The 17,921-nt window shown below is 64.1% G+C and carries 15 protein-coding genes; 4 read left to right on the forward strand and 11 right to left on the reverse strand.

The window, feature by feature from the left end; genetic code table 11:
- Positions 1–159: 159 nt before the first annotated feature.
- Entirely contained in the window at positions 160–774 is a 615-nt protein-coding gene (bamJ, locus tag IEW63_RS08415) for a BamJ family beta-barrel-assembly machinery protein (RefSeq protein WP_188636175.1), read from the reverse strand.
- A gap of 166 nt (positions 775–940) precedes the next feature.
- Here bamJ and IEW63_RS08420 point away from each other — a divergent pair, with 166 nt between their 5' ends.
- The 3 genes from IEW63_RS08420 to IEW63_RS08430 all read left to right on the forward strand — a co-directional run bounded on the left by IEW63_RS08420 (position 941) and on the right by IEW63_RS08430 (position 3,995).
- Positions 941–2,233 (forward strand): NCS2 family permease, encoded by a 1,293-nt coding sequence (locus IEW63_RS08420; RefSeq protein ID WP_188636176.1) that lies wholly within the window; start codon positions 941–943, stop codon positions 2,231–2,233.
- Entirely contained in the window at positions 2,233–3,318 is a 1,086-nt protein-coding gene (gene trmA, locus IEW63_RS08425; RefSeq protein ID WP_188636177.1) for a tRNA (uridine(54)-C5)-methyltransferase TrmA, read from the forward strand. Before IEW63_RS08420 ends, trmA begins: the two co-directional genes overlap by 1 nt.
- A 167-nt stretch (positions 3,319–3,485) precedes the next feature.
- Positions 3,486–3,995, forward strand: coding sequence for a GspH/FimT family pseudopilin (locus IEW63_RS08430; RefSeq protein ID WP_188636178.1), 510 nt, complete (start codon positions 3,486–3,488; stop codon positions 3,993–3,995).
- A 47-nt stretch (positions 3,996–4,042) separates the two neighbouring features.
- Here IEW63_RS08430 and argJ read toward each other — a convergent pair whose 3' ends face one another.
- The 3 genes from argJ to IEW63_RS08445 form a co-directional block, all read right to left on the reverse strand.
- Positions 4,043–5,260: a bifunctional glutamate N-acetyltransferase/amino-acid acetyltransferase ArgJ gene (gene argJ, locus IEW63_RS08435; protein ID WP_188636179.1), complete on the reverse strand. Its 1,218-nt coding sequence runs from the start codon at positions 5,258–5,260 to the stop codon at positions 4,043–4,045.
- A 356-nt stretch (positions 5,261–5,616) separates the two neighbouring features.
- The gene (secA, locus tag IEW63_RS08440; RefSeq protein ID WP_188636180.1) at positions 5,617–8,358 is read right to left on the reverse strand and encodes a preprotein translocase subunit SecA; all 2,742 of its coding nucleotides are present in this window, start codon (positions 8,356–8,358) and stop codon (positions 5,617–5,619) included.
- Positions 8,359–8,550: 192 nt separating this feature from the next.
- Positions 8,551–9,486 (reverse strand): M23 family metallopeptidase, encoded by a 936-nt coding sequence (locus IEW63_RS08445; protein WP_188636181.1) that lies wholly within the window; start codon positions 9,484–9,486, stop codon positions 8,551–8,553.
- 69 nt (positions 9,487–9,555) lie between these two features.
- Here IEW63_RS08445 and IEW63_RS08450 point away from each other — a divergent pair, with 69 nt between their 5' ends.
- A complete protein-coding gene (locus IEW63_RS08450) occupies positions 9,556–10,011 on the forward strand; it encodes a DUF721 domain-containing protein (protein WP_188636182.1) in 456 nt (151 codons plus the stop codon).
- 60 nt (positions 10,012–10,071) lie between these two features.
- Here IEW63_RS08450 and lpxC read toward each other — a convergent pair whose 3' ends face one another.
- The 7 genes from lpxC to murG all read right to left on the reverse strand — a co-directional run bounded on the left by lpxC (position 10,072) and on the right by murG (position 17,906).
- Positions 10,072–10,983: a UDP-3-O-acyl-N-acetylglucosamine deacetylase gene (lpxC, locus tag IEW63_RS08455; RefSeq protein ID WP_188636183.1), complete on the reverse strand. Its 912-nt coding sequence runs from the start codon at positions 10,981–10,983 to the stop codon at positions 10,072–10,074.
- 113 nt (positions 10,984–11,096) lie between these two features.
- Entirely contained in the window at positions 11,097–12,269 is a 1,173-nt protein-coding gene (gene ftsZ, locus IEW63_RS08460; protein ID WP_188636184.1) for a cell division protein FtsZ, read from the reverse strand.
- Between the two features lie 109 nt (positions 12,270–12,378).
- On the reverse strand, positions 12,379–13,611 hold the full coding sequence (ftsA, locus tag IEW63_RS08465; RefSeq protein WP_188636185.1) for a cell division protein FtsA: 1,233 nt from the start codon (positions 13,609–13,611) through the stop codon (positions 12,379–12,381).
- A gap of 2 nt (positions 13,612–13,613) precedes the next feature.
- Positions 13,614–14,474: a cell division protein FtsQ/DivIB gene (locus tag IEW63_RS08470; protein WP_229710416.1), complete on the reverse strand. Its 861-nt coding sequence runs from the start codon at positions 14,472–14,474 to the stop codon at positions 13,614–13,616.
- Positions 14,475–14,483: 9 nt separating this feature from the next.
- Positions 14,484–15,401, reverse strand: coding sequence for a D-alanine--D-alanine ligase (locus IEW63_RS08475; protein WP_188636187.1), 918 nt, complete (start codon positions 15,399–15,401; stop codon positions 14,484–14,486).
- The gene (gene murC, locus IEW63_RS08480) at positions 15,401–16,819 is read right to left on the reverse strand and encodes a UDP-N-acetylmuramate--L-alanine ligase (RefSeq protein WP_229710432.1); all 1,419 of its coding nucleotides are present in this window, start codon (positions 16,817–16,819) and stop codon (positions 15,401–15,403) included. Before murC ends, IEW63_RS08475 begins: the two co-directional genes overlap by 1 nt.
- Positions 16,820–16,853: 34 nt before the next feature.
- On the reverse strand, positions 16,854–17,906 hold the full coding sequence (murG, locus tag IEW63_RS08485; protein WP_373288220.1) for an undecaprenyldiphospho-muramoylpentapeptide beta-N-acetylglucosaminyltransferase: 1,053 nt from the start codon (positions 17,904–17,906) through the stop codon (positions 16,854–16,856).
- Between the last annotated feature and the right edge of the window lie 15 nt (positions 17,907–17,921).

Raw genomic sequence — 17,921 nt, forward strand, 5'->3', positions numbered from 1 at the left:
CCCTCCATCACCAGCATAACCGCGCCCCCGTAGGAGCCCCGACCCCGGGGCGATTGGGCTGCGGAGCAGCCCCTCCCCCCTCAGCATAACCGCGCTCCCGTAGGAGCCCCGACCCCGGGGCGATTGGCGCCCGGAGGGCGCCCTGCCGCCTGCTCCGACTTACAGAACCTTGATCAACTCGATATCGAAGATCAGTGTGCTGTGCGGCGGGATGCTGCCGGCGGCGCGTTCGCCGTAGGCCAGGTTGGACGGGATGTACAGCCGCCACTTGGCACCTTCCTTCATCAGCTGCAGCGCCTCGGTCCAGCCGGCGATCACGCCGCCCACCGGGAACTCGGCCGGCTGGCCGCGCTTGTAGGAGCTGTCGAACACCTCACCGCTGATCAGGGTGCCTTCGTAATGGGTACGCACAGTGGAGCTGGCGGTTGGCGTGGCACCGTCGCCCTCGCTGATCACTTCGTACTGCAGACCGGACGCCAGGGTGACGACGCCGTCACGGGCACCATTGCGCTCGAGGAACTCGATCCCGGCCTTGCCTGCGGCACGGGCGGATTCTTCGGCCAGCGCCTGCATCTTGGCCTGCAGGGTCTGGAAGGCAGCCTGCATGTCGTTCTCGTCCACCTGGCTCGGCTGCTGGGTATAGGCATCACGCAGACCGGCCAGCACCAGTTCGACGGTCAGGTCGGGGATGTTGCTCGACAGCAGCTGGTCGCCCATCTGACGGCCAATGCCGTAGCTGACGCGCTGTTCGTCGGTTTGAATGTTCTGGCTCATGACTGCTCTCCTGAAAAATGACCGCCAAGCCTGACATACCGGGCGCAAAAATTCATCCGTTTCCCGACTGCGGCGCGACGACCCGTCGCCGGAAGTTGCTGCTTGCCCACCGCATTTAGGCTAGAATGCCCGGCTTTTCTCGGCCTCCTTCGACGGGACTCCCACCATGCTGGAAAAGCTGTTTCAACTCAAAGCCCATGGCACCACTGTGCGCACCGAGATCCTTGCCGGTGTCACGACCTTTCTGACCATGGCATACATCATCTTCGTCAACCCGATGATGATGGCCGATGCCGGCATCGACCCCGGCGCAGCCTTTGTGGCGACCTGTCTGGCCGCGGCGCTGGGTTCGCTGATCATGGGCGCCTGGGCCAACTACCCGATTGCGCTGGCGCCTGGCATGGGGCTCAACGCCTTCTTCAGCTACACCGTGGTCGGCTCCATGGGCTACAGCTGGCAGGTGGCGCTGGGGGCGGTGTTCATTTCCGGCTTCCTGTTCTTCCTGTTGAGCATCTTCAGGATCCGTGAGTGGGTGATCAACAGTATTCCGATGCCGCTGCGTTCGGCCATTGCCGCCGGCATCGGCCTGTTCCTGGCGCTGATTGCACTGAAAAGCGCTGGCATCGTGGTGGATCATCCGGCGACTCTGGTTGGCGCTGGCGACATGACCCAGCCGGCCCCCCTGCTCGCCGCGCTGGGCTTCGTGGTGATTGTGGCACTGGCCTATCGTCAGGTAACCGGTGCGGTGATGATCGGCATTCTGCTGATTACCGGCCTCAGCCTGCTGTTCGGATTTACCCAGGCCGACGGTATCGTCTCGGCTCCGCCGAGCCTGGCGCCCACCTTCATGGAGCTCGATCTGCGCGGCGCACTGGATGTGGGCCTGGTCAGCGTGATCTTCGCGTTCCTCTTCGTCGACCTCTTCGATACCTCCGGCACCCTGATCGGCGTCGCGCAGAAGGCCGGCCTGGTGGATGAGAACGGTAAGCTGCCGCGCCTGGGTCGCGCCCTGATGGCCGACAGCACCGCGACCATGGCCGGTTCGCTGATGGGTACATCCACCACTACCAGTTATGTGGAATCCGCTGCAGGTACTGCGGTGGGCGGCCGTACCGGCCTGACCGCCTGTGTGGTGGCAGCGCTGTTTCTGCTGAGTCTGTTTCTGTCACCGTTGGCCGGCGCGGTTCCGGCCTTTGCTACCGCGCCCGCGCTGTTCTTTGTTGCGGTGCTGATGACCAGTGGTCTGGTGCAGGTGAACTGGGAAGATCTGACCGAGGCTGCCCCTGTGGTGGTGACCGCGCTGGTCATGCCGCTGACCTTCTCCATCGCCAACGGCATTGCTCTGGGCTTTATCACCTGGACTGCGATCAAGCTGCTGTCCGGGCGCTGGCGTGACCTCAATGCCAGCCTGTATGTGCTGTCTGCGCTGTTCATCGTCAAGCTCGGGTTCTTCAGCTGATGGCAGTGGCGTTTGATCCGGCGGGTTACGATCAGCAGTTGCAGGCCAAGCGCGAGCGCCTGGTCGAGCTGCTGCAACCCTTCGACGCCCCCGCGCCCGAGGTGTTTGCCTCGCCGGTTGAGCACTTCCGCCTGCGGGCTGAGTTTCGCCTGTGGTACGAGGACGGTCAGCCGCACTACGCCATGTTCGAACCCGGCGGCAACCGCCAGCCGATCCTGATCAATCAGCTGCCCATCGCCAGCCGCCGGATCAACGACCTGATGATGCCGCTGCTGGAAGCCTGCAAGGCCGACCCGGAACTGGGCCACCGGTTGTTCCAGGTGGAGTTCCTGACCACCCTGTCCGGCGAGGCGCTGGTAACCCTGTGCTACCACCGCCCCATCGACGAGCAGTGGGACACCGCTGCCCGCAGGCTGGCGGATGAGCTGGGTATCCTGCTGATCGGCCGCAGTCGCGGTCGGCGGCGGGTGCTGGAGCGTGATTACGTTGTCGAACAATTGCAGGTGGACGGCCGCACCTGGCGCTATCAGCAGGTGGAAGGGGGTTTCACCCAGCCCAATGGCTGCGTCAACCAGCATATGCTGAGCTGGGCGCTGGCGGCTGCCGGTCGCAACGACGACGATCTGCTGGAACTGTACTGCGGCAATGGCAACTTCACCCTGCCCCTGTCGACCCGCTTCCGGCGGGTACTGGCCACCGAGCTGTCGAAGAGCTCGGTCCGTTCGGCGCTGGAGAACATTGCCGATAATCAGGTGGACAACGTCACCCTGGTGCGGCTTGCCAGCGAGGAAGTTACCCAGGCCCTGACCGGGGTGCGCGAGTTCCGTCGCCTGCAGGGCATTGATCTGAGCGGCTATGAGTTCGGCACCGTGTTCGTCGACCCGCCCCGCGCCGGTCTCGACCCTGCCACGCTGCAGCTGGTGAAGGGCTACCCACGGATCCTGTACATCTCCTGCAACCCGGAAACCCTGGCGGCAAACATAGCCGAACTGCAGGACAGCCACCGGATCACGCGCTGCGCCCTGTTCGACCAGTTCCCCTATACCCACCATATGGAAGCTGGAGTACTGCTGGAGCGCCGCTGACGCGAAGCCACTGAATCTCCGGCCGCTCTGTTTTTGCCGGGCCGTTGTGACGCCCTTCCCATATATCGCCCAGACCACTTTGCCTGCCCGGCCCGGGGTTGTAGCCTGAGCGGCCATGTTCACGGGCAGCGTTGGCAGTAGCCCCTTTCACTGAGGAGGTCTGCGCCATGCCCAGCCGTGGCTTCACCCTGGTCGAGATGATGGTGGCCGTTGCGGTACTGGCGATCATGCTTGCCATAGGCATGCCCGCCTTCGGCGGGCTGATCGACAATCAGCGCATGGACAGCAGCGTCGACACCCTGCTGCGCAGCATTCATTTCACCCGCAGCGAGGCGATCCGCCGGAACCGCCATGTAACCATGGCGCCGGACGACGGGCGATGGGACGCCGGCTGGGTAATCTTCGTCGATGAGAATGATGACGGCGTTCACGACCCCGGCGAGCCTCTGCTTCGCGAGGAGCGGCTGGGCGGCATCATACCGATCCAGGCCAACACCAATATCGCGACCTACGTTCGCTACAACCGCCAGGGCGAGTCGGAGCTGCTCAATGGGGGATTCCAGTCGGGCACCTTCAGTTTCTGTCCCAACCGGGCAGGAGCGAAGGGCAGGCAGCTGATCATCAATCGGGTGGGACGGGCGCGGGTACAGCAGGCCGAGGTGACCGGCTGCCCCTGAAATCGGACGGGGGGAGCGGCGCCCGTGAGCCGGGCGCCATCAGCCTGTCAGGTGCGGTATTCGGCGTTGATGCGCACGTATTCGTGGGAGAGGTCGGTGGTCCAGATCGTTTCGCTGATGTCACCACGGCCCAGCTCGATGCGGATGGTCAGTTCGGCCTGGGCCATGACCCGGGCGCCCTGCTCCTCTGTGTATTCCGCTGCGCGACCACCGTTGCGGGTGATGCACACGTCATCCAGATAGACGTCGATGCGCTCCACGTCCAGATCCGGCACGCCGGCATAGCCCACCGCGGCGAGGATACGCCCCCAGTTCGGGTCGGAGGCGAACAGCGCGGTCTTGATCAGGGGCGAATGGGCCACGGCATAGGCCACATCCAGACATTCGTCGCGGTCGGCCCCGCCGTTGACCTGCACCGTCACGAACTTGGTTGCCCCTTCGCCGTCACGGACGATGGCCTGGGCCAGCTCGAGCATGACCTCGTTCACTGCCGCAGCCAGCGTGGCGTATTCGTCGCTGGTCAGGTCGGTGATCTCATCCATTGCCGCCTGCCCGGTGGCAATCAGCAGGCAGGAGTCGTTGGTGCTGGTGTCGCCGTCGATGGTGATGCGGTTGAAGGACAGGTCAGCCGCCTGGCGCAGCATATGCTGCAGCACCGGCTGGGCGACTCGGGCATCGGTGGCGACGTAACCGAGCATGGTCGCCATGTTCGGTCGGATCATGCCGGCACCCTTGGAGATACCGGTGATGGTGACGGTCTGCCCGGCGAGGGTGATCCGGCGGCTGGCGCCCTTGGGCAGGGTGTCGGTGGTCATGATGCCTTCGGCGGCGGTGGCCCAGTTGTCCTCGGCCAGATCGTCCAGCGCCTGGGGCAGCACGGCGATGATCTTGTCCGCCGGAAGCAGCTCGCCGATCACGCCGGTGCTGAAGGGCAGGACCTGTTGTGGCTCGACCTGCACCAGGCCGGCCAGGGCCTCACAGGTGCGCAGCGCGGCCTGCATACCCGGCTGTCCGGTGCCGGCGTTGGCGTTGCCGGTGTTGGTCAGCAGGTAGCGCGGGGCGTGGGCGAGGTGCTGTTTGCACAGGGTCACGGGGGCGGCGCAGAACGCGTTGGTGGTGAACACGCCCGCCATCTGACTGCCCGGGGCAGCCTCCATGACAACAACATCCTTGCGCCCTGCCCGCTTGATGCCGGCAGAGGCAATACCCAGGCGGAAGCCGGGAACGGGGTAAAGGGTCGGGAGCGGGCCGAGACCGACGGGCATGTGTGTAATCTCCGGTGAGTTGCGTTGTTTTACCCGTCGCCGGGTGGGCGGCCGGGGTTTGGTTGGGCGTGCTGTGCACGCCAATCGCCCCGGGGTCGGGGCTCCTACGGGTAGGGCTGGCCCTCCGCGGTTCGGATGGCGTGCTGTGCACGCCAATCGCCCCGGGGTCGGAGCTCCTACGGGTTGGGCTGGCCCTCCGCGGTTCGGATGGCGTGCTATGCACGCCAATCGCCCCGGGGTCGGGGCTCCTCTAAACCTGGGAAGTTATCCCCCGTTTGTAGGAGCCCCGACCTCGGGGCGATTGGGCGGTAGCCTGCGCGCCCACGGGCCCGCAGGCTATCTACCCGCCGGCCGGATCAGCTTATCTTCCCGTGGCATTGCTTGTACTTCTTGCCCGATCCACAGGGGCAGGGATCGTTGCGACCGACCTTGGGGCCGTCCCGGGTGATCGGTGTGGCCGGTGCCGGTTCGGCGCGCTCCTCACCCATCTCCTCCGGATCTGCCTCGACACCCGGCGCCGCGTCATGCTTGAACTGCATGCGCTGGGCCAGCTCTTCGGCCTGACGGCGCAAACGGGCCTCCTCCTCCGCCGGGTCTTCCTGGCGCACCTGCACATGGCTCAGCACGCGGATGGTGTCATGCTTGATCGACTCCAGCATCTGCTCGAACAGCTCGAAGGCCTCGCGCTTGTATTCCTGTTTCGGGTTCTTCTGAGCGTAGCCGCGCAGATGGATGCCCTGGCGCAGGTGGTCCATGGTCGCCAGATGTTCCTTCCACAGGTCATCCAGCACCCGCAGCAGCATCTGCTTCTCGAAGGTCCGCAGGGTCTCAGCTCCGGCCAGCGCTTCCTTCTCGGCGTAGGCCGCCACCAGCGCCTCGCGCACCCGCTCCTGTACGCCATCTTCCTGCAGGGAATCGTCTTCCTCCAGCCACCGCTGCACCGGCAGGTCCAGCGCCAGCTCGGTGCGCAGGTGCTGCTCCAGACCGGGGATATCCCACTGCTCGGGCAGGCTGTTGGGCGGCATGTACTGGGCAACCGCGCTCTGCACCACGTCATCGCGGATCGCCTTGATGGTCTCTTCCACGGATTCGGCGGCAAGAATCTCGTTGCGCTGGGTGTAGATCACCTTGCGCTGCTCGTTGGCGACGTCGTCGTATTCCAGCAGCTGCTTGCGGATGTCGAAGTTGCGGCCTTCGACCTTGCGCTGGGCCTTCTCGATGGCATTGGTGACCATGCGGTGCTCGATCGCCTCGCCCTTCTCCATGCCCAGCGCCTTCATGAAGTTCTTCACCCGATCGGAGGCGAAGATGCGCATGAGGTTGTCTTCCAGCGACAGATAGAACCGGCTGGAACCCGGGTCGCCCTGACGGCCGGCGCGACCACGCAGCTGGTTGTCGATACGACGGGACTCATGGCGTTCGCAGGCAATGATGTGCAGGCCGCCGGCGTCCAGCACCTGCTGGTGGCGCTCCTGCCACTCGGCCTTGATCTGGTCGATCTGCTCGGGGGTCGGGTCTTCCAGGCTGGCGATCTCCGCCTCCCAGCTGCCGCCGAGGATGATGTCGGTACCACGGCCGGCCATGTTGGTGGCGATGGTCACGGCACCCGGGCGACCGGCCTGGGCGATGATTTCCGCTTCCTTCTCGTGGTACTTGGCGTTCAGCACCTGGTGGGCGATGCCTTCCTTCTTCAGCAGCTGCGATACCACTTCCGAGGATTCGATCGAGGCCGTACCGACCAGCACGGGGCGACCGCTTTCCATGCAGCCCTTGATGTCGGCGGCAATGGCAGCGAACTTCTCGTCGATCGTCAGGTACACCAGGTCATTGTAATCCTTGCGGATCATCGGCTTGTTGGTGGGGATCACCACCACGTCCAGGCCATAGATCTGGCGGAACTCGAAGGCCTCGGTATCGGCGGTACCGGTCATGCCTGCCAGCTTGTTATACAGGCGGAAATAGTTCTGGAAGGTGGTGGATGCCAGGGTCTGGCTCTCGGCCTGGATCTTCAGCCCTTCCTTCGCCTCGATAGCCTGGTGCAGGCCCTCGGACAGCCGCCGGCCGGGCATGGTCCGACCGGTGTGTTCGTCCACCAGCAGCACCTGACCGTCCTGCACGATGTACTCCACATCACGGTGGAACAGCGTATGGGCGCGCAGGGCGGAATGCACGTGATGCAGCAGGTTGAGGTTCTGCGCCTGGTACAGGCTGTCGCCCTCGGCCAGCAGGCCCTCTCTGGTCAGCAGCTCTTCGACGAACTGATGACCGTCCTCGTTGAGCTCGACCTGACGGGTCTTCTCGTCGATGTAGTAATGGCCGTCGATGCCTTCCTCACCCTCTTCCGGGCGTACGCCGCGCTTGAGCAGCGGGATCAGACTGTTCACCGTGGTGTACAGCTGGGAGCTGTCCTGGGCCGGACCGGAGATGATCAGCGGGGTGCGCGCCTCGTCGATGAGGATGGAATCCACCTCGTCAACGATGGCGAAGTTCAGCTCACGCTGGAACTTGTCCTCCAGCCGGAAGGCCATGTTGTCGCGCAGGTAATCGAAGCCGAATTCGTTGTTGGTGCCGTAGGTGATATCGCAGCGGTATGCGGCACGCTTCTCCTCGGGGTCCTGGAAGGGCACCACCACCCCAACCGTGAGACCCAGGAACTCGTGCAGCGGACGCATCAGGTTCGCGTCACGGCGGGCCAGGTAGTCGTTCACGGTGACCACGTGCACACCCTTGCCGGTCAGAGCGTTCAGGTAAGCCGGCAGCGTCGACACCAGCGTCTTGCCCTCACCGGTCTTCATCTCGGCGATCTTGCCTTCGTGCAGCACCAGTCCACCGATGAGCTGTACGTCGAAGTGACGCATGCCCATGACCCGCTTGCTGGCCTCGCGAACCAGCGCAAAGGCTTCAGGGAGGATGGAATCGAGACTCTCGCCCTTGCTCACACGTTCCTTGTATTCGACGGTCTTGGCCTTCAACTGCTCATCGCTGAGTCCATTCAAGCCTTCCTCGAGGGCGTTGACCGCATGCACCATCTTCTGCATGCGCTTCAACTCGCGCTCGTTCTTGCTTCCAAACATTTTCTTCAATAGGGGCGCAAACATAGTCGACTTCAGTATCCGTTTGATGAGGAGTGGCGCTGTTCCGTACTAAGGCGGTTCACCGAAAAAAACCATTCTACTCTGAAACTCTCGCGACAATAAACCGAGCAGCGGCAAACCTGCCCCGTTGGACGGGGCATGGTGGAAACAACGGGGGGAATACGCGAAGCGCTGCACGGATCTGCAGCGCCCATGTCACTTCAGTGCGAGGAAGCGGGCCGGGTCGATGGCCTTGCCGTTACGGTAGACTTCCAGGTGCAGGTGCGGACCGGTCGAGCGACCGGTGGAGCCAACGGTGGCAATCTGCTCACCCTTCCTGACCAGATCGCCCTTCTTCACGTTGAACGTGTGGGCATGGGCGTAACGGGTCTTGTAACCACCGGAGTGGCTGATCTCGATCATGTTGCCGTAGGCGCCACGGCGACCGGCAAAGGTGACCACACCGGCGCCCACTGCGTGGATCGGCGTGCCCTGCGGGGCGGCGAAGTCCAGGCCCGAGTGCATGGCGATACGCCGGGTAATGGGGTCGGCGCGCCGGCCGAAGCCGGAGGAGATGTAGCCGGTTTTCACCGGGGTGAAGTCCAGGGCGGCATCGGCGTCCGTCTTGCGGTTGAGCATCAGCTCCTCCAGCAACTGGAGTTGCTGGGCACGGTCTTCGACCCGGGCGCTGAGACGATCAAGCACCGCCTGCACATCCTCGCCCTCGCTGGCACCGCTGGCGCTGGGCAGCTCCGGGCCGCCCATGCCGGGATCCTCGGTGTTGAAATCAAACTCGCCATCGGACAGCTCGGCCAGCTCGGTAATCCGCTCGCCCAGCGCGTCAAGGCGGGACAGCCTGGTCTGCAGGCGCGCCAGCTGCTGGGTCATGTGTTCCAATTGCACGCGGGATTCTTCCTTTATATAGTCCGAACCCAGCTCATAATCCTGAGCGGACTGTTGCCAGACCTGCTCGTAATCCAGCGCCGCGACGCTGTCGTCGGCCGGCTCCTGCGACCCGCCCAGTTGCCATACCAGCAACGCGGTGATGATCGGCATCAACAGGATGCCTGCGAGGCCGGTGATGACCCAGGGCGAGGAAAGCTGCAATGCCCTGCTGGTGCCGCCACGCTCGGTAACGATGATGATGTTCAATGATGGATCCCCAATGTTTCCCTGCGGTTCTGATACGATGACCGCTATACAGTCACTCCGAGGTTTGCCATGTCTTACTACCCCATGGACGCACGTCGCCCGGGTGACCTGCTAAGAACCCACTCCACCCTGAAGGGTCTGTTCCGCCAGGCTCGGGCTGTAGAACGCATGCAGGCACTGGTTGACTCTGTGCTGGAGCCTGCGGCCCGTCAGCATTGCCATGTTGCTTCCTACAATAACGGTCTGTTGAAACTGCTGGTTGCGGACAGCCAGTGGGCCACGCGGATCCGTTATCAGCAGAAAAGACTCGTTCGCCAACTGCAGGCCTACGAAACGTTCGCAACCTTAACGAAAATACACTGCAAGGTACAACCGCCGCTGGTCAAAAACTCACCACCAGTTCGCAAAATGAGGCGGTCAATTGTCGCAGCTGAGACGCTGTTCGAAACTTCGCAGCAGATCGACGACCCGAACCTGCGCGGCGCCCTGGAAAGACTGGCCAGGCATCATCGCGGAGAGACGTGACATTCTGATGTAAAAAAAACGGCCACCGAGGTGGTGGCCGTGAAACGAAACGTGTGACTGTCAGACTGCAGCGGCGGGACGCATGAAGGAGATGGGTGCGGTCCCGGCGTCTTCGAAGGTTACTATGTCCCAGGCATCGGCATTGGCCAGCAATGCGCGCAGAAGCTTGTTGTTCAGGGCGTGACCGGACTTGTAGCCGCGGAACTCGCCGACCAGGCTCTTGCCCAGCAGGTAGAGATCGCCGATGGCATCGAGAATCTTGTGCTTGACGAACTCGTCCTCGTACCGAAGGCCGTCTTCGTTGAGTACCCGATACTCGTCCACCACGATGGCGTTATCCACGCTGCCACCCAGCGCCAGGTTCTGTGAACGCAGATGTTCGATATCGCGCATGAAACCGAAGGTCCGGGCGCGGCTCACTTCCTTGACGAAGGAGGTGCTCGAGAAGTCCACACTGGCGGACTGACTGCGGCCACGGAACACGGGGTGGTCGAAGTCGATGCCGAAGGTCACCTTGAACCCCTCGAAGGGTACAAAGGTAGCCGTCTTGCCGTCTTCTTCCACGGTGACTTCACGCTTGATGCGAATGAACTGCTTGGGCGCATCCTGTTCCTCGATCCCCGCTGACTGGATGAGGAAAACGAACGGGCCGGCGCTGCCATCCATGATCGGTACTTCCGGCGCACTGAGTTCCACCACGGCGTTGTCGATACCCAGGCCAGCCATGGCTGACAGCAGGTGCTCGACGGTATCCACCTTGGTGCCATCCTTGACCAGTGTTGTGGACATGGTCGTCTCGCCGACGTAATCGGCCCGCGCCGGAATCTCGACCACTGGGTCGAGATCCGTGCGACGGAAAACGATGCCACTGTCCACCGGTGCCGGTTTCAGCGTGAGATATACCTTCTCGCCGGAATGCAGGCCTACACCAGTGGCCCGGATGACATTTTTCAGTGTGCGTTGTCTGATCATACTTGAACTGGCTTCCGCTGTAATTGCGAATAATTTTCAACTAGATGGCGCGTAGGATAGCAAAATCCGCCTCTGTTGAACACTAATCAGCCCTATTCAACCGATTGACGCCCTCAATCAGCCTGCCTGCGCAGGAACGCCGGAATATCCAGATAATCCAGATCTTCGGCCGGCCGGCTGAGGCTTGCTGCCGCTGCCTGGGCACCGCCATGGCTGCGCATCACGGTCGGGCGGTCCAGGTCGCGGTAGTTGGGCACACTGCCTTCGGTCGGGCGTGCAGCCTGGGCCGGGGCGGCGGTGTTGTCCACTACCTTGACCGGCTTCTCGATGCGCGCGCCTAGACCTGTAGCAACGACGGTCACCCGCAGCTCGTCACGCAGTTCCGGATCGATCACGGTGCCGACTACGACGGTCGCGGTCTCGGAAGCGAACTCCTCGACGGTGTTGCCCACTTCGGAGAACTCGCCGAGTGACAGATCCGGACCGGCGGTGATGTTGACCAAAATGCCGCGGGCGCCCATCAGGTTCACATCTTCCAGCAGCGGGCTGCGGATCGCCGCTTCGGCTGCTTCACGGGCGCGGTTCGGGCCACTGGCATGGCCGGTACCCATCATCGCCATGCCCATCTCGCTCATGACGGTCTTCACGTCGGCGAAGTCGACGTTGATCATGCCGGGACGGATGATCAGGTCGGCAATGCCCTGTACCGCACCCAGCAGTACGTCGTTGGCCTTGCTGAAGGCGGACAGCAGGCTCGCGTCCTTGCCCAGTACGGTCAGCAGCTTCTCGTTGGGAATGGTGATCAGCGAGTCGACATGCTGGCTCAGCTCGCGGATGCCCTCTTCGGCGATCTGCATGCGCTTGCGGCCTTCGAAGGGGAACGGCTTGGTGACCACGGCCACGGTGAGAATGCCCATGTCACGGGCGACTTCGGCAACGATCGGCGCCGCACCGGTGCCGGTACCGCCACCCATGCCGGCGGTGATGAACACCATGTCCGAGCCCTGCAGTACCTCGGCGATGCGCTCGCGGTCTTCCAGTGCCGCCTCGCGGCCGATCAGCGGGTTGGCACCGGCGCCCAGGCCCTTGGTCACTGCGGTGCCCAGCTGCAGCACGGTGCGCGCGGTCATGTTCTTCAGTGCCTGGGCGTCGGTGTTGGCGCAGATGAAGTCCACGCCTTCGACGTTGTTGATCACCATGTGCTCGAGGGCGTTGCCACCGCCGCCGCCCACGCCGATGACCTTGATGACCGCGTTCTGCGGGAGGTTGTCAATCAATTCAAACATGGTCCCATCTCCTCGAGTTGATACTCGTCTTGTTTCATTTGTCGGTTTCGTTTCGTACTGCTGCTCCGGTTTCCCGGTTTTGCCCGCTCCATACTTCCCTGCGGGTCTGTTAAAAATTCCCTTTGAACCACCGCTTGACCTTGATCAGCGGCGATTCCCTGCCCTGTTCCGAATGCCCGCCACCGCCCTCGGCGTGATGCCGGCTGCCATAGTGCAGCAGGCCGACGCCGGTGGAGTAGATCGGGTTGCGTACCACGTCCGCCAAGCCTTTGAACTCCTGCGGCACACCCAGGCGCACCGGCATGTGGAAGATTTCCTCGGCCAGCTCAACGGCGCCTTCCATCTTCGCGGTGCCGCCGGTGAGTACGATGCCCGCCGGGATCATGTCCTCGAAGCCGGAGCGGCGCAGCTCGGCCTGAATGAGGGTGAACAGCTCGTCGTAGCGCGGCTCGACCACCTCGGCCAGCGCCTGGCGGGACAGATCCCGTGGTGGCCGGTCACCGACGCTGGGCACCTTGATGGTTTCCTCCGGCCCGGCCAGTTTGGCCAGTGCGCAGGCGTAGCGGATCTTGATCTCTTCGGCGTGCTGGGTCGGGGTACGCAGCGCCATCGCGATGTCGTTGGTCACCTGGTCGCCGGCAATCGGGATGACAGCGGTATGACGGATGGCCCCCTCGGTGAAAATGGCGATATCGGTGGTGCCCCCGCCGATATCCACCATGCACACGCCCAGCTCCTTCTCGTCATCGGTGAGCACCGAGTAGCTGGAGGCAAGCTGCTCGAGGATCACGTCCTCGACTTCCAGCCCGCAGCGGCGAATGCACTTCTCTATGTTCTGCACCGCATTCATGGCGCAGGTAACCAGATGCACCTTGGCCTCCAGCCGCACGCCGGACATGCCGCGGGGCTCGCGCACGCCTTCCTGATTGTCGATCACGTATTCCTGGGGCAGGATGTGCAGCACCTTCTGGTCGGCGGGGATGGCCACGGCCTGGGCGGCGTCCAGCACCCGCTCGATATCCGCCTGCACCACCTCCCCCTCACGGATGGCAACGATGCCATGGGAGTTCATGCTGCGGATGTGGTTGCCGGCAATGCCGGCATAGACCGAATGGATCTGGCAGCCGGCCATCAGCTCGGCCTCCTCGATGGCGCGCTGGATCGACTGCACGGTGGACTCGATGTTCACCACCACGCCCTTCTTCATCCCGCGGGACGGATGCGAGCCGATTCCGACGATCTCCAGCTCGCCGTCTGCGCCAATTTCGCCCACCAGCGCGACAACCTTGGAGGTGCCGATGTCCAGGCCGACGATCATCCTGCTACCCTGCTTGCTTGCCATGATTACTCGTTACTCCCCATTTCAACCGTTGCAGGTTCGCGCCACGCCACCGCCATCCCATTGCTGTAACGCAGGTCCACCCGTGCTATGAGTTCCCGGCGGTCGGCCAGCATCAGCTTGTCGATGGCCAGGAAGCGCTGCATCTTTTCCACCACATCATCACGACCCAGCAGCATCTCGATACCGCTGCGGGTCGTCAGGAACCAGCTACCGCGGTCGCGCATTTCCAGCCGCGCCACTTCGTGCCCGTAGGGCCGCAGCAGCCGATTGAACTGCTGGTAGGTCTGCATCACCCGCCGTTTGGCACGTTCGGGGCCGTTGAGCAGCGGCAGCCCCTGGAAGCGGTCGATCCGCTCCGGGCTGAACGCCCGCCCGGCATTGTTCAGCAGGGCGCTGTCGCCCCAGCGGGCGATCGGCAGGTGCTCGTCGAGATTGATCACCAGCCGGTCCGGCCAGATGCGGGTCACCGTTGCGCCGGCAACCCAGGGCATGCCCAGCAGGTCTGCGCGCAACTGTTCGAGATCGATGGTGACCAGGCTCTCGTCCATATAGGGCGCGATGATCTGCTGCACCGAGTCGCGGTCGATGTACTGCAGGTCGCCCTCGACATTGATGGTGCTGATCGGGTGCTGGGCCAGCGGCTGCAGGCGGTGATACAGCTCGTACAGCCCCATGCCGAGGATGACCAGCAGCAACGGCCACAGCCATTGCTGCAGCCGTTGCCCGGCGCCCTGCCAGGAAGGCATGCTCAGACGCGGCCAGCTGCGCGGGGCCGGCGGGGTCACGCGCACAGCGCCGCGAGCCGGCGCGCTGCGCCGGCCGCCGGTCCTGCCGCTGCGTGGGTCCCTGATCATCAGCCCCATGGTCATGCCTCAGTAGCGGGCACCGGCGAGGATCGCCAGCACCAGATCGGTGAAACTCAAGCCGTTCGCTGCGGCCGCCATCGGTACCAGGCTGTGGTCGGTCATGCCCGGTGCGGTATTCACTTCCAGCAGATAGAAGGTGCCGTTGCCGTCCTGCATCACGTCCACCCGGCCCCAGCCGCGACAGCCCACCGCATCGAAGGCGCGCAGGCAGATCTCCGCCAGCTCCGCCTCACGCTCCTCGCTCAGGCCACAGGGGCACTGGTACTGGGTATCCGACGCCAGATACTTGGCCTGGTAGTCGTAGAAGGTATTGGGCGTGCTCAGGCGTATGGCCGGCAGCACCTGGCGGTCAAGAATGCCGACGGTGAACTCGGCACCGGTAATCCACTGCTCGACCAGCGCGATGTCGTCGTAGTTCCGTGCCTCTTTCCAGGCGGCCTGCAGCTCTTCCAGCGAATGCACCTTGGCCATGCCGATGCTGGAGCCTTCATGGATCGGTTTGATGATCAGCGGCGTGCCCAGCTGCTCGACCACCGCGGCGCACTCGGACTCGTCACGCAGCACGGCGTAGGCCGGGGTCGGCAGGCCGAGGCTCTGCCAGACCTGCTTGGTACGCAGCTTGTCCATGCCCAGCGCCGAGGCCATCACGCCGCTGCCGGTATAGGGAATCTTCAGGCTTTCCAGCACGCCCTGCAGGCTGCCGTCCTCACCGCCACGGCCATGCAGTGCAATGAACACACGGTCGGGCCGCTCGGCGATCAGGCGCTCGACCAGATCATCACCGGCATCGATGCCGAAGGCGTCGACACCGGCACCCTGCAGCGCAGCAAGCACGGCCGCGCCGGATTTCAGCGATACCTCGCGCTCGGCGGAGGTACCGCCGTACAGCACAGCCACTCGCCCGAAGGCTTTGACGTCTTTCATCAGGCCTGACCTCCCTTCAGTTCATTGCCCAGCCGGGTCAGCGATTCGGCCAGCTGGGGTGCCAGGCCGCCGATATCCCCGGCGCCCTGGGTCAACAGGATGTCGCCCGGCTGCAGTACCGCGCGCAGCAGCGGCATCAGGTCCGCATCACGCGCCACGTACAGCGGGTCGATCTGGCCGCGCAGGCGGATGCTGCGGCACAGGTGCTTGCTGTCTGCGCCCGGCACCGGCTCTTCACCGGCGGGGTAGACTTCCATGAGCAGCAGCACGTTGGTCTCGCCGAGCACCTGCACGAAGTCCTCGTAGAGGTCGCGGGTACGGCTGTAGCGGTGCGGCTGGTAGATCATCACCAGTCGGCGGTCCGGCCATCCGCCACGCACGGCCTTGATCACCGCGTCCACTTCCCGCGGGTGGTGCCCGTAATCGTCCACCAGCATCACGTCGCCTTCATCGCCCAGCGGGAAGTGCCCATGGACCTGGAAGCGCCGGCCGACACCCTGGAAGCTGGTCAGGCCCTGAACGATGGCTTCATCGCTGACGCCCTCATCGGCCGTGACGGCGATCGTCGCCAGGGCGTTGAGCACGTTGTGCACGCCGGGCATGTTGACGTACACACGCAGCGGCTCATGGCCGTCGCGCAGCACGGTGAAGTGGGTCTGCATGCCCTTCTGCTCGATATCAACGGCGCGGATATCGGCATCCTCGGACTGCCCGTAGGTGATGACCTGGCGGGTGACCTGCGGCAGGATCTCGCGCACGACCGGATCGTCGATGCACAGCACCGCCAGCCCGTAGAACGGCAGGTTGTGCAGGAAGTCGATGAAGGTCCGCTTGAGGCGGTTGAAGTCGCCCTCATAAGTGGCCATGTGGTCGAAATCGATATTGGTGACGATGGCGGCCATCGGCTGCAGATGCAGGAAGGACGCATCGCTCTCGTCGGCTTCAGCGACCAGATAGCGGCTTTCGCCCAGCTGTGCATTGGCACCGGCACTGGTCAGCTTGCCGCCGATGACGAAGGTCGGGCTCAGGCCCTCAGCGGCCAGTACCGAGGCGATCAGGCTGGTGGTGGTGGTCTTGCCATGGGTGCCGGCCACGGCGATGCCGTGGCGGTAGCGCATCAGCTCGGCGAGCATCTGCGCGCGCGGCACCACCGGAATGCGCTTTTCCATCGCCGCGGCGACTTCCGGGTTACTCGGGTTGATGGCACTGGACACCACCAGCACGTCCGCGCCCTGCAGGTTCTCCGCGCGGTGGCCGATATCGATCCGAGCGCCGAAGGACTCCAGCCGTGCGGTGACCGCCGAGCGTTGCAGGTCCGAACCGGATACCTCATAGCCCATATTCAGCAGCACCTCGGCAATGCCGCACATGCCCGCACCGCCGATGCCGACGAAGTGGATCTGGCGGATACGGCGCATCGCCGGCAGGCTGTAGGTGGCCTCGGTGCGTTTATCAGTGCTCACGGGCAACCTCCAGGCAGGCGCGAACCACGTCTGCTGTTGCATCGGGTCTGGCCTGTTTCCGGGCTTGTTCTGCCATCAGTCGTACGGTCTCCGGTTTACCAAGTAGTGTGCCGAGGCGCTGGGACAGCAGCTCGGCGGTAAGGGTCTGTTGCGGCAGCAGCTCGGCTGCGCCGCGATCGGCCAGGAAGCGCCCGTTGGCGGTCTGGTGATCATCAATGGCGTGGGGCAGCGGAATCAGCAGCGATGGCCGCCCGGCTGCCGCCAGCTCGGCGACGGTCAGGGCGCCGGCGCGGCACACCACCAGATCAGCCCAGGCATAGGCCTCGGCCATGTCCTCGATGAAGGGCTCGACCTCGGCCTTCACCCCCACTGCGGCATACGCCTGACGTGCCGCATCCACGTGTTGTTGCCCACACTGGTGGCGGACCTGCGGACGCTGGCCGGCGGGCAGCAGAGCCAGCGCCAGCGGCAGCAGCTTGTTCAGCGGCAGCGCGCCCAGGCTGCCACCCAGTACCAGCAGCCGCGGCTGACGCAGGCCATCCCAGACCAGCGGCGGTACGGCAAAAATCTGCTCGCGCACCGGGTTGCCGGTCGTGCGGCGGGCAGCGCCGGGCGCAAAGCTGTTGTCGAAGCCTTCGCAGCGGCGGTCGGCAATCCTGGCCAGCAGTCGGTTGGTGGTGCCGACCACGGCGTTCTGTTCATGGATGACCAGCGGAATGCGCCGCAGCCAGGCCGCCACACCGCCGGGGCCGGTCACATAGCCGCCGGCGCCCAGCACCAGCACGGGGTCCAGCTCGCCGATCACCTTCAGCGACTGCCACAGGGCGCGAACCAGGCGCACCGGCGCCAGCAGCAGATCGAGCTTGCCCTTGCCGCGCAGGCCCTGAATGTCGATGTAATGCAGCGGGATGCCCGCTTCCGGAATCAGCTCCGCCTCGATGCCGCGACGGGTGCCCAGCCAATGGACTTCGTAACCCTTTTCCTGCAGCAGCCGGGCGCAGGCCAGCGCCGGGAATACATGCCCGCCGGTGCCGCCGGCCATGATCAGTACCTTCCT

The sequence above is a fragment of the Halopseudomonas pertucinogena genome (assembly GCF_014646575.1).
Taxonomy (GTDB): domain Bacteria; phylum Pseudomonadota; class Gammaproteobacteria; order Pseudomonadales; family Pseudomonadaceae; genus Halopseudomonas; species Halopseudomonas pertucinogena.

What these genes read in the sequence shown, in the direction of transcription:
- bamJ (WP_188636175.1), bottom strand. Translation starts at nt 774, where the DNA reads ATGAGCCAGAACATTCAAACCGACGAACAGCGCGTCAGCTACGGCATT.
- IEW63_RS08420 (WP_188636176.1), top strand. Translation starts at nt 941, where the DNA reads ATGCTGGAAAAGCTGTTTCAACTCAAAGCCCATGGCACCACTGTGCGC.
- trmA (WP_188636177.1), top strand. Translation starts at nt 2,233, where the DNA reads ATGGCAGTGGCGTTTGATCCGGCGGGTTACGATCAGCAGTTGCAGGCC.
- IEW63_RS08430 (WP_188636178.1), top strand. Translation starts at nt 3,486, where the DNA reads ATGCCCAGCCGTGGCTTCACCCTGGTCGAGATGATGGTGGCCGTTGCG.
- argJ (WP_188636179.1), bottom strand. Translation starts at nt 5,260, where the DNA reads ATGCCCGTCGGTCTCGGCCCGCTCCCGACCCTTTACCCCGTTCCCGGC.
- secA (WP_188636180.1), bottom strand. Translation starts at nt 8,358, where the DNA reads ATGTTTGCGCCCCTATTGAAGAAAATGTTTGGAAGCAAGAACGAGCGC.
- IEW63_RS08450 (WP_188636182.1), top strand. Translation starts at nt 9,556, where the DNA reads ATGTCTTACTACCCCATGGACGCACGTCGCCCGGGTGACCTGCTAAGA.
- lpxC (WP_188636183.1), bottom strand. Translation starts at nt 10,983, where the DNA reads ATGATCAGACAACGCACACTGAAAAATGTCATCCGGGCCACTGGTGTA.
- ftsZ (WP_188636184.1), bottom strand. Translation starts at nt 12,269, where the DNA reads ATGTTTGAATTGATTGACAACCTCCCGCAGAACGCGGTCATCAAGGTC.
- ftsA (WP_188636185.1), bottom strand. Translation starts at nt 13,611, where the DNA reads ATGGCAAGCAAGCAGGGTAGCAGGATGATCGTCGGCCTGGACATCGGC.
- IEW63_RS08470 (WP_229710416.1), bottom strand. Translation starts at nt 14,474, where the DNA reads ATGGGGCTGATGATCAGGGACCCACGCAGCGGCAGGACCGGCGGCCGG.
- IEW63_RS08475 (WP_188636187.1), bottom strand. Translation starts at nt 15,401, where the DNA reads ATGAAAGACGTCAAAGCCTTCGGGCGAGTGGCTGTGCTGTACGGCGGT.
- murC (WP_229710432.1), bottom strand. Translation starts at nt 16,819, where the DNA reads ATGCGCCGTATCCGCCAGATCCACTTCGTCGGCATCGGCGGTGCGGGC.
- murG (WP_373288220.1), bottom strand. Translation starts at nt 17,906, where the DNA reads ATGGCCGGCGGCACCGGCGGGCATGTATTCCCGGCGCTGGCCTGCGCC.